This window comes from Caldanaerobacter subterraneus (assembly GCF_004345675.1).
Taxonomy (GTDB): domain Bacteria; phylum Bacillota; class Thermoanaerobacteria; order Thermoanaerobacterales; family Thermoanaerobacteraceae; genus Thermoanaerobacter; species Thermoanaerobacter subterraneus.
Genome location: NZ_SLWU01000001.1, coordinates 133276 through 147915, shown reverse-complemented (window position 1 = coordinate 147915; position 14640 = coordinate 133276). Strand labels below are relative to the sequence as shown.

Genomic DNA, 14640 nt, shown 5'->3' with positions numbered 1-14640 from the left:
AACCGTTACCAGAGAAGTGAGCAGGCCCTTTTGTTGGCACTAATGGAGATGGTGGTTAATGGAGTATCTACCCGAAAAATCGAAGAAATCACTTATGAACTTTGTGGAACTGAATTTTCAAAATCCACAATTTCCGAGCTTTGCAAAAATCTCGATCCTATTATTACAGCGTGGAATTCAAGACCTTTAAGAGAAAAAAGCTTTCCCTTTGTTATAGTTGATGCAATGGTGATAAGAGTAAGAGAAGAGGGACGTGTTCGTCAACGCAGCGTATTAATTGCTGTAGGCATAAATGAAGACGGCTATAGAGAAGTATTAGGCCTTATGATAGGAGACAGTGAATCAGAAGATAGCTGGAGTGAATTCTTTTCATGGCTGAAGCAGAGAGGGCTCCATGGAGTTGATTTGGTAGTTTCCGATCATCATAGTGGACTTGTACAAGCTATTTGTCGACACTTCCAGGGAGCTACGTGGCAAAGGTGCCAAACACATTTTATGAGAAATATCCTTGATAAGACTCCAAAAGCTTTACAAAAAGAATTACATGCCAAACTAAGAGCCATATTTGAAGCACCAGATCCCAGAACAGCGAGAATGCTATTAAATCAAGTATTAGATGAATATAGAGATAAAGCTCCTAAAGCAATGGAGATTTTAGAAGAAGGGTTTGAAGATGCAATAGCGGTTTTAGAACTTCCTGAGCCTTATCGAAGGAGACTTCGCACTACTAATATGTTAGAGCGTCTAAATGAAGAAATTCGTCGTCGTGAAAGAGTTATAAGAATATTCCCAAGTCGAGAATCTGGCATTCGCCTAATAGGAGCATTGTTAATGGAACAAGATGAAAAATGGGCTTCAGGGAGGAAGTATTTAGATATGACTGAGTATTTCGAGTGGCAAAAAGAAATTTCAAAAAAATCGAAAGATAAGGTTATTTCAATAAAATGACCTTTATCACCACCGTTAGTTTTTGATAACTGCTGGAGCCCCATGGTGTCAAGGACGGGCAAAAGCCCGGCGTAGCGTATCCTTGACACCATGGGGCGGAAGCAGTACAATGAATTGAACGGTGGTGATAAAGAAGGTTCATGTTCTAACCAGGGGGATTTTACACAAAAATTTGGACTTGACCTCAGAATGAATATAGGTATTTATATCTTTGGTATAGCGTAAAACTCTTACTTTCAAAAAGTATTATTATAGCAAAACCTTTTTAAATACAAAATACTGTTTCCAGGCCTCCCAGCCTAACTTTCTATAAAAATTCTCTAAATCAGTCCAATCTATAACTACATCTTTAATTTTTCTTTGATATAAAAAATATATGCCGGCTTGAACAATTGCAATGCCTAACCCTTTGCCTCTTTCTTTTTGTGCAATACCTAAAGGCTCAATTCCACCTAATTCTTTGTCAAACAATGGTGCCCAATAAACATTTTGTGCTATAAAAGGTGAATGACTATCATTAATTCGACAAAAACCTACAATATCTGAATTTTTCTTAGCTATTACAAATTCTCTGCCTTTTCCCCCTTTCATAAAATAATGGATTGCCTCATATTCCCATCTTCCTGGAAAATTCTCTTTTAAAAATGACAAAAAATCATCTTTTTCCTCTAAATTCAATATACTAAATTTTATATTTTCCAAATAAGGCAAATTAATTTGTTTATTGGACAAATTGCAGTACATATCACTTTCTATGCCATAATTTAAATATCCTTTTTCTTAAACCATTCTTGTGTTTCTTTAAATTCCAGAGAAATCCCTGGAAAGTAATGCCATGGATCCTGACCTAATATAATTGTTTTTATTTCTTTTTTCTTTAATGCATCCTCCGTTTTTAATAAAATCTGTGTTCTAATTCCCTTTTTTCTATATTCAGAATCTATTAATAAAAAATGTATATGTCCAATACTTTTATTTTCTTTTATACAATCCAAATTTTCCTTCCATACTCTTGATACTATACAGCCTACAACTTTACCGGTCTTTTCCTCTAAAGCTATCCATGAACCTTCCAAGAAAACATTAACATTTTCAAATGTATTTTGTAATAAAAGTTGCTTCCTCATCGGGAATTTATTCCCAATCTCCTTGTTCCAAAGCTGCAAAATTTCATCAACATAATCTCTTGACAAATTTTTGTATATAATATTTTATTAATCCCCACCCCTCTCACATTATTGAAACAGGTAATTTACCTTTCGCCTTATAATTACCATCTAAAATCTCAAGTATACTTTGTACTGCAAGGTGTGTATATAAGTACAAATATACGTGGATATTTCTTTAAATTTTATTAAGTCATAAGGGTCTCTTAACGCAACTACAATTATATTTTTATTGACTTCCTGTATGGAATCTACAAGCCTCACCTGACCTTGATTTAGACTAGCATTATAAGTACCAATTACTACTATTTCTTTGTCTTTGGTTTCTTCTTTCAAATTTTATATAAGCTCTTCATCAGGATTTATAGATATTGTCCTTTCTACTCCACCAAATTTTTTCACAAACTCTCTTGAAAAGGATAGTTTTTCTATCATCGCATCATCAACAGCTGAAATAGGCACCGCTTCTGGTGAAATAACTAACACCTTTTTACTTCTTATAAGCAAAAGTTCTTTTTCATCTTTTATAAACTTATATTTTTAGCAATTTCTTGATGGGTCTTGTTACCAACTAAAGTCTTAATTTTATTTTCATCAGGATATGGACTTTCAAAAAGTTTGTACTTTTCTTTTACCTTAATAATTCTTTCAACAGACTCATCAATTCTCTCAATTGGTATTTCTCCACGTATAACAGCATTTTTTATCTCATTAAAAGCATCTATTTGCAATTCTTTTGTGTAAGAAAAACCAAAACTATATCTGCTCCAGCTTTTATAGCCATTGACGCCGCCTTTTGAGTGCCAAAATATTTGGCTATCGCATTCATTTCCATACAGTCAGTTATAATTAACCCATCAAACTTGAATTCTTCCCTTAAGATGCGGGTAAGGATATTATAAGAAAGAGTTGCAGGAACTTTACTATCTTCTAAAGCCGGGAAAAGTATATGAGCTGTCATTATCGCATCTACGCCATTTTCTACAGCTTTCTTAAACGGGTATAATTCCACTTCATAAAGCCTATCCTTGCCATGATTGACTTTCGGTAAATCAAGGTGAGAATCCACAGTTGTGTCCCCATGTCCCGGGAAATGTTTAGCTGTAGCTATCACACCTTCTTTTTGAAGCCCTTTTATGTAGTTTATTCCAAAATTAGCCACATCCTCTGGGTTTTCACCGTAAGACCTGACTCCTATCACTGGATTTAAAGGGTTGTTGTTCACATCCATAACCGGAGCGAAATTTATGTTTATGCCTATAGTTCTCAATTCTCTTCCAGCTATTTCTCCCACTTTATAAGCATTTTCTGGGTCTTTTGTAGCACCAATAGCCATATTGCCGGGAAGATAAGTAGCTCCTCTGTAAATCCTTGTGACCATGCCACCTTCCTGGTCAATAGAGATAAAAGCTGGTATTCCGGTATTTTCTATTGCTTCTTTCTGTATGTCAGTGCATAAATCCATTACTTGCCTTGCATCCTGCACATTTCTTGAAAACAGTATTACATTCCCTATTTTATAACTTGTTACCAATTCTCTTATATGGTCGTCGTAAAAAGCTGACGGAAAACCTATCATCAGCATTTGCCCTATTTTTTCTTCCAATGTCATTTCTTCTATTTTCTTCATTTTTTCAATCCTCTCTATTCATAGAAATGATAACTCTCTTTCAATCTTTTAAACTCTTCACTTTCTCTTTTCCATTTATCCAATAACTGATCCTCGTCATACTTCATCAGCCTTAACTCATCTGTACCTGCTAGCAAATCAATAAAATATACGTTACTTTCCCCATATGGTGGCAACCATTCAAAATTTTCACCACTTTGCCTTATTATCTCGTATAATAGCTTTATCCCCACTTCAACTGAGTCAACAGCTTTTCTATCTTTTACGTGTATTTGAACCCCTTTGCACAACTGTCCTTTGTGTTTAGAAAAACTCGGTATAAAGTAAACTGGCCTAAATACAACCCCTTTTAGCCCTTTTTTGTTCATAGAATCGGCTAATTTGTAAGGGTCAATCCAAGGAGCACCTATAATCTCAAAAGGTCTTGTAGTACCTCGCCCCTCCGAAATATTAGTTCCCTCAAATAAGCAAGTACCGCTATATAGCACTGCTGCATCTAGAGAAGAAATGTTAGGTGAGGGGTTGACCCACAAAAGGCCTGTTTCATCGTAGTACATATCTCTTTTCCAGCCTTCAAGCTTTACGACGTGCAAATCACAATTGATGCCAAATTCTTTGTTAAACAGATGAGACAACTCCCCTATAGTAAGACCATAGCGCTGCGGAATTGGATACCATCCTACAAAAGACCTAAACTTGGTATCTAATATGTTCCCTTCTACTTTCAAACCTCCAATAGGATTAGGTCTATCTAAAACTACAAATTCTTTACCATTTTCTTTACACGCTTCCATTGCATAAGCCATGGTATAAAGGTAAGTATAATACCTGGAACCCACATCCTGCACATCTATCACTAAAACGTCTATTTCTTCTAACATTTCTGGTGTAGGTTTTTTTGTATCTCCGTATAAGCTATAAACTTTCACTCCTGTCCTTTCATCTACGTATCCCTTTACTTTTTCACCTGCTTGAAATTCTCCTCTCACTCCGTGCTCTGGTGAAAACAAAGCAGTTAAGTTAAAATTCTCATGGAAGATTTCTATTGTAGATTTCATATCTTGATTAACACCAGAAGGTGAAGTAATTAGCCCAATTCTTTTGCCTTTAAAAAGCTCTTTATATTTTTCCAAAAGGTCTACTCCACACTTTACCAACTCTAATTCCTCCAATCCAAAGCTGAAAGCACAGCATTGTGGAAAAGCCGCCTAAACCTTATTATCTTCACATTTTCACGAGTAGGATGCACTCTGTTTGTTAGTAGTATCATGAACACTTTATACTCCGGATCTACCCAGATAGAAGTACCTGTAAAACCTGTGTGGCCAAAAGCTTTTTCCGAAAATAAATCTCCGCCAAAAGCAGTGTGCCCTTTTATAACCCATCCCCATCCCCTGTTTTCTTCTGAATTTGGGGTATAATTTGTTATCATTCTGATAAACAGAGGATAGGACAAAAATACTTCTTCTCTAACTCTGCCAAAGTTTATAAGCATTGTAGCAAATTTTACAAGGTCATCTATGGTTGAAAATAGCCCTGCGTGTCCCGACACTCCTCCAAAAAACCTCGCATTTTCATCATGGCATACCCCTTCTATAACCTTGCCAGTAGTTTTGTCTAATTCTGTAGGAACAACATCCTTTCCTATAGGATTAAACATTGTATCTTTCATTCCCAATGGCTCAAATACCTCTTTATGACATAACGTGTCAAGTCTATTGCCTCCTAAAATTTCTAATATCCTACCTAACAGAATGAAATTTAAGTCGCTGTATTCCACATTTTTATTTGGATTTAACTTTACTTCTTCACATATGTAATTTATAGAATCAAGGTAATCTTTGCATTTTTCATAAAAGGGAAGGTAAGCCGGCAATCCAGAAGTATGAGTGAGAAGTTGAAATATAGTAATTTTATCTTTGCCATCGCCTTTAAAATTCGGGATATACTCTGAAACTCTATCGTATACAGATATAAGTCCGCTCTCTAACATTTTCATTAGCAACATAGTTGTAGCTACAACTTTTGTAAGAGAAGCCAAATCAAACAGAGATTCTCTGTTAAGCTTTTCATCATACGGATATAATCTTTTATTCCCTTTTACTTCAACCCTCACAAAACCCTTGTCATCACCTACTGCTGCAACTCCTGGAAATACTCCTTCTTCTATCCCTTTATCCAATAACATAAAAGCCTTTTCCAACTTCGAAAGATTAAAACTCATAATTTATTCCTCTCCTTGTAAAACTAAATCTTTTAGCTTAATCGCCTCTGCTATATATCCGTCCGCCATCTCCAAAAGCTTTTGAGCTTTTTCTTTCTCCATATCTCCTACTATCATTAAAATTGCCAATTTTACATTATAATTTGTTTCATTAAGAACTCTCTCTATCAAGTCCTCCTTTGCACCAGTAGCCAATTTTACCATCCGCCTTGCTCTTTCTCTCAATTTTTCGTTGCTGGCTTGAAGGTCTACCATTAAATTACTATAAACTTTCCCAAGCTTTATCATTACTCCTGTAGAAATCATGTTCAGCACAAGTTTTTGGGCAGTACCGGCCTTCATTCGAGTAGAACCCATTATAACCTCTGGACCCACTATTGGAGTAATCATCACATCTACTATGTTTTCAACATTTTTATTTTCATTGCAGAATAATCCTATTGTAAGGGCTCCTACCTCTTTAGCATATCTTAAAGCTCCTATGACATAAGGCGTCCTGCCACTAGCAGATATACCTATTACACTATCTCGCTCTGTCAAATTTATACTTACAAGGTCCTGCCTCCCCCCTTCTACATCATCTTCTGCGCTCTCTATTGCATTTCTTATTGCACTATCTCCACCTGCTATTATCCCTACCACCAGTCCAGGGTCTACCCCAAAGGTAGGAGGGCATTCGGAAGCATCCAAAATACCAATACGCCCACTTGTACCGGCTCCAACGTATATAAGGCGCCCTCCTTTTTTCATCCTCGGTACGATTCTGTCAATCGCTTCAGCTATAGAAGGTATAACTTTCTCCACTGCAAGTGGCACTTTCTTGTCCTCTTCGTTGATCTTTTTAAGCATATCAACGGTGCTAAGTCTATCTATATCCATCGTGTTTGGATTTCTTCCTTCGGTTATTAATTCCTCTAGCGTCATTAAACCCAGTCCTTTCTTTGATTTAATTATTTATTTTGCGCATAGATAGCACTTCACTGGTGTTTTCAAGATATCTGACTACGTCGTTATACTTTTTTTGTGCTACTAAAATGAATAATATATCAATAACAGTAAGTTGGGCTATGCGGGAGGCCATAGCCCCCGCTCTAAACATAGCCTCCTCAGAAGAAACAAATAGATTTATATCAGCAGCTTTGGCAAGGGGTGACTGTCCGTATTTCGTCAAGCTTATAGTAGTTGCTCCCGCCTCCTTGGCAGTTTGAATAGCTTCAACTATTTCTTTAGTAGCTCCTGAATAAGAAATTCCAAATGCTACATCTCCCTTTTTTAAATTAACTGCAGACGTTAGCTGTAGGTGAGTGTCTTGATACGCAGTGCATGGTATATTTATTCTAGAAAATTTTAACATTGCGTCATAAGCCACCACTCCAGAAGCCGCAACCCCGTAAAAATCAATCTTATTTGCATTTGCAAGAGCTTCTGCAGCTTTTGTCAATTCCTCTGCGTTTAAAACTGCGATAGTGCTATCGATCGCTTGTTTGTTAAAATTAGCTATTTTCTGTATCACAGCCATAACATCGTCTTCACTAGTAATGCCTCCATCCAGCTTTCTTGTTTGCTTTGCAAGGGAGACTGCAATTTTGATTTTTAACTCTTGAAACCCTTTCAAGCCTATAGTTCTACAAAACCTTATGATACTTGCCTCACTAGTATCACAAGCATTGGCCAATTCATTTATAGATAATTCTGTAACAACAGTCGGATTCTCTAAAATGTACTTTGCAATTTTGGCTTCTGAAGGTGTAAAACTAGAGCTCATTTCTCTGATTACTGCTAAAACGTCCGTCATACTGACCGCCCTTCTCTTTCTTGTTAATATATATATTCGACGTAAGTTGTAAAATTCCTTCTTAAATTTTAAAAAATGTGTAGTTTTACTTCATAAACATTATAATAGGATTCATATTGCTTGCATTTCCCGCCCTTGGAACTTCTCCTCTAGCCTTTCTGGTACTACATCATTTTTTATTACATCCTCATATGTCTCTCTTTTTACAATAATCTCTGCTTTCCCTTTTGAAACCAAAATCACAGCAGGTTTTGGCAATCTATTGTAATTGCTTGCCATAGAATACCCATACGCCCCTGTATTAAGTACAGCAATTATATCTCCTTTTTTCACTTCAGGTAGCAAAATATCCCATATAATTACATCGCCTGATTCACAAAGTTTTCCAGCAATTGTTACTTTTTTCAAACGTCCATTATATACCCTATTTGCAATCACAGCAGAATACCTTGCACCGTAAAGAGCAGTCCTAATATTATCTGACATGCCGCCATCCACAAAAACATATTTCCTCACACCAGGTATTTCCTTTACTCCTCCTACTTTATAAAGAGTAATACCAGCATTTCCTATAATTGCTCTTCCCGGTTCCACAATAATTTTTGGTAGTTTTACTTTAAGAAGACTTACTTGGGCCTCCAATTCCTCTAATATGTCCCTTAGCATTTCTTCAACTGGCTGGTAACTATCATCTTCCACATATGGGATTCCAAAGCCTCCACCTAAATCTAATTCCTCTACTCCTCTTCCTAAAGTGTCTTTTATTTCCTTTAAAAGCTCTAACATGATTTTCACTGCAATTTTATAAGGAGTAGATTCCAATATTTGAGACCCTATATGGCAGTGCAGTCCTTTAAATTTTAAACTTCCTGAGGTTAAAGCTCTCTTTACTGCTTTAAAAGCTTCTCCGTTAGAAATAGTAAAACCGAACTTTGAGTCTATCTGCCCTGTCATTATATATCTGTGTGTATGAGCTTCTATCCCAGGCGTAACTCTTATATAGATTGCCGGTTCTTTGTTTAACTTCTTTGCCAAAATCTCTAAAAGTTCTAATTCATCCCAATTATCAATAATTATCCTGCCGACTCCACTTTGTAGAGCCATAATTAGCTCTTCTTCAGATTTGTTATTCCCGTGGAAATAAATCTTTTCTGTCGGAAAACCAGCTTTTAATGCAGTATACAGCTCTCCTCCTGATACTACATCAAGTCCTAATCCTTCTTGCTGTATTATTTTGCACATAGCTGTAGTTAAAAAAGCTTTTCCTGCATAAACCACTTCATTTTCAGGGTTGTGGCTTTTTAATGCATTGTAAAAGATTCTGGAATTGGCTCTGAGTACATCCTCATCTATTACATAAAGAGGAGTTCCAAATCTCTCAGCAAGTTCTACTGCATCACAACCACCTATAACTAAATGACCCTTGGAATTTACTTTTATAGAGTTGTAAAACATTTTTTATTCCCCCTTAAATCCCTATTTCAGTTCCTCTATAGCGATTCTTAAAACATCTATATGTTTGTCGTTGAGAAATGTTCCAGCGACCTTTATAAAATTTTCCTTTTCACCTGTAACTAAAAATCGAAGTTGTCCTCCTTTTTTGTCCTTAACCAAATTGTTTTCTACCAAATATTTTTTCACTTCATGAGCTAATTTTATTGCTGGATCTACTACAGTCACTTTATTATCTACTACTCTTTCAATAAAGGGAAGCAAAATAGGGAAATGAGTACAACCAAGCACTAGAGTATCTATATCTTTCCCTAAAAATTCTTCAGTACATTTTTTTACAGCTGTGTAAATCGAAGATGCCTCATAAAACCCATTTTCTACAATTAAAACCAGCTCCGGACAAGCCTTTTGGAAAACCATCGCGTTTCTATTTAATCTTTTTATCCCCTTTAGATAAGCTTCACTTTCTACAGTCCTTTTAGTAGCTATTACCCCTATTCGGCCATTTGAAGTAGCTTCCACTGCACTCTTTATTCCTGCTTCTAATATTCCAAACATCAAAATTTCATAGTCATTCTTATTAATACTTGAACATATAGTATTACAAGCAATCACTACAGCTTTGACTTTTTGCTTCTTCAAGTAATTCACAATTTCTCGTGTAAACTTTTCTATTTCTTCTTTTGGTCTATTGCCGTAAGGAACCCTTAAAGTATCTCCGAAATATATGTAATCTTCCTCTGGCAAAATTTCCAAAAGTCTTTTTAAAACTGTAATTCCTCCGACTCCTGAATCAATAATTCCTATAGGTCCATTTTTATCCATTTCCACCACCTTTTGCTTAAAATATTTTTTCTGCACTTTATTCTACTTTTCACCCCCCATCTAAGTATTTAATCCAATTTTATATCATCAGACTTTAATAATCAATACAGAAATTTATCTAAGAAATTTATCTAACACTTGCGGGAATATCTGTAAACATCTTAAAAAGAGCCAAGCTTATAAGCTTGACCCTTTTTAAAGCACTATTTATTTTTACCTTCTATATACGTCCATTTCCACTCATCGTCTATCCCCACAGGAAATCTTATCCAGTCTTTTACATAGGGTCTTTCTAAATACGAGGTAATCCTAAAAAGTAAAGGAGCAATAGGCATATCCTCCATCAATATCTTCTCTGCCTCATGCATAGCCTGCATTCTAACGGAATTATCAATTGTAGAATTAGCCTTTTTTATGAGTTGATCATATTGAGGGTTGCTATAAAAAGCTCTGTTATTACCTCCATCTGTAACCCAAAGGTCTAAAAATGTCATTGGGTCGTTGTAGTCAGCTACCCAATTAGTATACACTATATCGTAATCTCCTTTATTCATCATATCAAGTCTTACTTTGAAAGCTACGTTGTAAATATCAACAGTTACACCTAAATTTTTACTCCAAAACTCTTGTAATACTTGTGAATGTTTCCTCGCTGCATCACTGTCTCCAGCTACAAATTTAATCTTGGGGAGCTTATCAATTCCTAGTTCTCTCATGCCTTGTGCAAGCAATTCTTTCGCTTTTGCTACGTCATTATCTTTAAAGTAATCCCCGCCTTCTTTTCTAAATTCTTCTTTATCTCCAGGTATTCCTGGTGGCACAAAAGCGAGAGCAGGTATCCCCCCGCCAGCGAAAACATAATCTACAAAAGACTGCCTATCAATCGCATAACTGAAAGCTTTTCTTATATTTACATTTGAAAATATCTTGGATTTGTTGTTGAACATGACATAGTAAGTTACACCTATTGGCATTTGGTGAAAATTCGGATCATTTTTATATTTTGCAATATATTGGGCAGGTACACTAATAGAATCATAACGCCCTGTTTCCCAGTTTTGAATAATAGTATTTTCTTCCTTTACCATGTCCATATTTATCTGTTGAAGTTTCACACTATCCTTATCCCAATAGTAGGGATTTTTTACAAGTACTATATTCTGTTCGTGATTCCATTCTTTTATCATATAAGGACCGGAATAGACCATCGTATCAGGAGAGGTTCCATATTTATCTCCAAATTTTTCAATAGCCGCTTTTTGAGCAGGCAAATAAGTACCCCATCCTGTCAAACCCAAAAATTGCGGAGCTGGTCTTTCGAGTATCACTTCTAGTGTTTTGTCATTAAGAGCCCTTACACCTACATCTTCTGCCTTAGCTTCCCCTTTATTAAAAGCTTCTCCATTTTTTAAATAATAGAGCATGTAGGCATAGTTTGACCCAGTTTTCGGGTCAAGAGCCCTCTTCCAAGCGTATTCAAAGTCATGAGCAGTTATAGGGGTTCCATCGCTCCACTTTGCATCTCTCAAGTGAAAAACATACCTCAACCCATCTGGAGAAACTTCCCAATCTAAAGCTAGTCCAGAACCTTTTTCTATTTTCCCGTATTTATTTAGCCTCACTAGCCCTTCTAATGTAGCATTTAACACTTCAAATGATACTAAATCAGTAGCCAACTGCGGATCCAGAGAAGGCGGTTCTTCCCCTAAATTAATGTTTAAAACCTGCTCATCTGCTAGTGATTTTTGGGAAGATGTAGGAGTAGAAGATTTAGAACATCCTGAAAAACTTAAAGATACGATAAATAACACTGCAACAAGTAATGAAATTACGCCCTTTTTCCCCCTCACTAGTCACTTCACTCCCCCTTATAAATTGTAAAAATTCTGGCTCTACGTCACTTCTCAAATGTCATAAATTTTTATTCAAGATTATAAATAATTATATCATTAGATGTTTTCATTTCAATAGTGTCCATTAAAAATTTACACTAAAATTTTGTAGAAATCTTTTAGTAATGTCTTTTTGTCTTTTCTCACCACTAGCTTAGTTCTAACTCTAGAGCTTTAATAATTTTATTGCTAGTATACTCGAAAGAATACTATCCTGGTATTTTGGTAAAATTCAAACATCATTAAATACCCGTAGCTATTCCTATTTTTAACTATACAAAAAGGACGGAAAATCCGTCCCTCACTTCTTTAAACTTCATCTCATCCAAATACCAAATTTTTTTTAAAACTTTCTACTTCTTGCCTGAATGGTAATGCATCTTGCGCACCCATTTTAGTAGTCGTCAATGCTCCTGCAATATTCGCAAAAATAAGAGCAGAATTTATGTCCAATTTTTCTCCTAAAGCTACTGCAATTGCAGCATTAAAAGCATCTCCAGCTGCAGTAGTATCTATCGCTTTTACACGTACCGCTTCTACAAAAATTTCTCTTATTCCATCTGTATAGTAACATCCTCTTTCACCTAATGTAACGATAACTTCCTTAACCCCCTTCTGTATTAATATACTTGCACCTTCTTTTATATCCTCAGTACCTGTTAATTGAGTAAGCTCTACTTCATTTGGTGTAATTATATCTACATATTCGTATATTTCTTCAGGTAATTTTTTAGCAGGAGCAGGATTTAAAATAACTTTCACATTATATTCTTTTGAAATTTTCACTGCAAACTCAACTGTTTCTATTGGAATTTCTAGCTGCAAAATTGCAAAATGTGCGTTTCTAATGATTTCTTTTTGTTTTTCTATCCATAATGGGCTTAATTTATTATTGGCACCTGGATAGACTACTATAGTATTTGCTCCTTTTTCATCAACTGTAATCATGGCATTCCCAGTTACCTCATCATCAACTATTAATATTCCTGAAACATCTATCCCATCATTTTCAAGTTTTTTTACTATATCTTGTCCTCCATCTAATTTACCAACAGCTCCAATCATAGCAACTTCAGCTCCAAGTCTTTTAGCAGCTACTGCTTGATTTGCTCCCTTTCCTCCAAGTGAAATTTTATAGTTCGAAGCAATGACTGTTTCACCTTTTTGTGGTAGTTTGTCAACCTGCGCTGTATAGTCTTTATTTATACTGCCTACCACTGCTATTTTCAAATTGCTCACCTCGTATACCAATATTTTAATAAAAGCTAAAATATAAACTATAACTTTTAATTTTTACTGCTATTCGCTCTCCTCACAGCAGTTACCGTCCATTCAATTAAATCGCTTATTTTTATTTTTTTCATACCTCTCATATAAGTCTCTAAGTTATCCCCTATAGGTTTAGTCCATTTATCTCCAACAGCACGTGTTCCACCTATTATCCCTAATATTGTGGCTATTTGAGCAGCATTGCAGTCAACATCTTGTCCTGCCATGGCTATAATATACATCGTTTCATCAAAATCTTTTTCTCCGAACCATAAAGCTACCACTTCTGCTGCTGCGTTAGGATAAGCATGCACCCAGTTGTATTGTTCGAATTTTTTCTCACAAAGCCCCCATGCCTCTTCCCAATTTTTACTGTTTTTACATGTATCCAATGCATATTTTACTACAGAATAATATTCACTGTCCCGCGGTATTAAAGAGACTGCCTGCTCCACAATTTTTCTCACATCTTCTTCAACAAAAGCAAGAGAAACCATTACAGCATTGAATACTTCACCAAGTACTCCATTGTTTTCATGGCTAATAACTGCATCTATCCATGCAAGTCTAGCAGCTTCTTCAGGATTGCCAGGAACCACCATTCCACATATTGCCCCTCTCATTTGTGCACCTATCCATTCCGAATAAGGATTATTAAAATTACCACTGTTTGGTGGGAAAATCCCTTGTTTTAAGTTTCTGAGTGCTACATCTTCAGCAGACCAACCGAAAGGAATAAGTGCAACCCATTCTAGTGCTATATCTTCAGATGTAATATTATATCCTCTCCCCTCAAAAGCTTTAAGAAAAGCAAGTTCGTACGTAATATCATCGTTAAATGTATTTGGTGTTCTAACATATCCTCTAATCTCCCCAAAAACTTCTTTTAATCTTTTTGTCGTATATCCTTCCAAGGCTGTTCCTAATGCTCCACCGCATATTTGAGCTATCCATCCCCCCGCAACTTTATTTTCATAATCCCTGGAAAACACGTTATATAAATCAGTATGTGTAAATGTCACAGATTTTCTATATTCCTCCCATGAAGTATATTGTTTGAATTTCCAATATTCTGAATAAGGATTCCTGGGAGCAGTATATAATTTATTAAATATCTTCGAAGTAATTTTATTTAATTCCTTCATATCTCCTCTTTTAAAAGCATCAAACCCCATAGGAAGAAGTTCTTCTGCTTCTTTTACGTCCATTCCTTTATTTTCAACACTCTGAATAGCCCCTACAATGAGACTTTCTTCTGCCCCAGAACCCGGAACATAACTCTTCCACAGCATTTTAGTCCTCTCATCCTCATGAAGTTCTAACATTTCTATCATATTCCATGTTTGTTCCTCTTTTGTAAGAATTTTAGGCTTATTATTTTCAAGGATTTCCTTTGCATATTCCCAAGCTTTTTTCATAATTCCCCTCCTTATGATCAA

13 protein-coding genes and 1 pseudogene are annotated in these 14640 nt (G+C 35.7%); 2 read left to right on the top strand and 12 right to left on the bottom strand.

Going from position 1 to position 14640, the window contains the following annotated elements; all coding sequences use genetic code 11:
• Window positions 1-948: IS256 family transposase (locus tag EV203_RS00725; RefSeq protein WP_132038869.1), on the top strand; the 948-nt coding region annotated here is incomplete at its 5' end.
• Window positions 949-1038: 90 nt separating this feature from the next.
• Window positions 1039-1173 carry a hypothetical protein gene (locus EV203_RS14010; protein WP_279432240.1) on the top strand — a complete coding sequence of 45 codons (135 nt, stop codon included), beginning with the start codon at window positions 1039-1041 and terminating at the stop codon, window positions 1171-1173.
• A gap of 24 nt (window positions 1174-1197) precedes the next feature.
• On the opposite strand, the gene EV203_RS13645 is transcribed toward EV203_RS14010, so the two are convergent.
• The 12 genes and pseudogenes from EV203_RS13645 to EV203_RS00670 form a co-directional block, all read right to left on the bottom strand.
• Window positions 1198-1680, bottom strand: a complete 483-nt coding sequence (locus EV203_RS13645) for a GNAT family N-acetyltransferase (RefSeq protein WP_243700544.1) — start codon at window positions 1678-1680, stop codon at window positions 1198-1200.
• A 32-nt stretch (window positions 1681-1712) separates the two neighbouring features.
• Window positions 1713-2141, bottom strand: coding sequence for a GNAT family N-acetyltransferase (locus EV203_RS13640; RefSeq protein WP_243700543.1), 429 nt, complete (start codon window positions 2139-2141; stop codon window positions 1713-1715).
• A 37-nt stretch (window positions 2142-2178) separates the two neighbouring features.
• Window positions 2179-3744 (bottom strand): annotated as a pseudogene (gene nagZ, locus EV203_RS14195) (beta-N-acetylhexosaminidase).
• 14 nt (window positions 3745-3758) lie between these two features.
• Window positions 3759-4901: an exo-beta-N-acetylmuramidase NamZ family protein gene (locus tag EV203_RS00710; RefSeq protein WP_011024706.1), complete on the bottom strand. Its 1143-nt coding sequence runs from the start codon at window positions 4899-4901 to the stop codon at window positions 3759-3761.
• A 2-nt stretch (window positions 4902-4903) separates the two neighbouring features.
• Window positions 4904-5968, bottom strand: a complete 1065-nt coding sequence (locus EV203_RS00705) for a serine hydrolase domain-containing protein (protein ID WP_132038868.1) — start codon at window positions 5966-5968, stop codon at window positions 4904-4906.
• 3 nt (window positions 5969-5971) lie between these two features.
• Window positions 5972-6892, bottom strand: a complete 921-nt coding sequence (murQ, locus tag EV203_RS00700) for an N-acetylmuramic acid 6-phosphate etherase (RefSeq protein WP_132038867.1) — start codon at window positions 6890-6892, stop codon at window positions 5972-5974.
• A gap of 22 nt (window positions 6893-6914) precedes the next feature.
• Complete coding sequence (locus EV203_RS00695; RefSeq protein ID WP_132038866.1) at window positions 6915-7763, bottom strand: MurR/RpiR family transcriptional regulator; 849 nt, start codon at window positions 7761-7763, stop codon at window positions 6915-6917.
• A gap of 111 nt (window positions 7764-7874) precedes the next feature.
• Window positions 7875-9218, bottom strand: coding sequence for a diaminopimelate decarboxylase (gene lysA / locus EV203_RS00690; protein ID WP_132038865.1), 1344 nt, complete (start codon window positions 9216-9218; stop codon window positions 7875-7877).
• Between the two features lie 21 nt (window positions 9219-9239).
• Window positions 9240-10040 carry a glutamate racemase gene (murI, locus tag EV203_RS00685; RefSeq protein WP_132038875.1) on the bottom strand — a complete coding sequence of 267 codons (801 nt, stop codon included), beginning with the start codon at window positions 10038-10040 and terminating at the stop codon, window positions 9240-9242.
• Window positions 10041-10243: 203 nt separating this feature from the next.
• Window positions 10244-11890: a peptide ABC transporter substrate-binding protein gene (locus EV203_RS00680; RefSeq protein WP_132038864.1), complete on the bottom strand. Its 1647-nt coding sequence runs from the start codon at window positions 11888-11890 to the stop codon at window positions 10244-10246.
• Between the two features lie 363 nt (window positions 11891-12253).
• Window positions 12254-13162 (bottom strand): ribokinase, encoded by a 909-nt coding sequence (rbsK, locus tag EV203_RS00675; protein ID WP_132038863.1) that lies wholly within the window; start codon window positions 13160-13162, stop codon window positions 12254-12256.
• A 56-nt stretch (window positions 13163-13218) separates the two neighbouring features.
• Window positions 13219-14619 carry an ADP-ribosylglycohydrolase family protein gene (locus EV203_RS00670; RefSeq protein ID WP_132038862.1) on the bottom strand — a complete coding sequence of 467 codons (1401 nt, stop codon included), beginning with the start codon at window positions 14617-14619 and terminating at the stop codon, window positions 13219-13221.
• Between the last annotated feature and the right edge of the window lie 21 nt (window positions 14620-14640).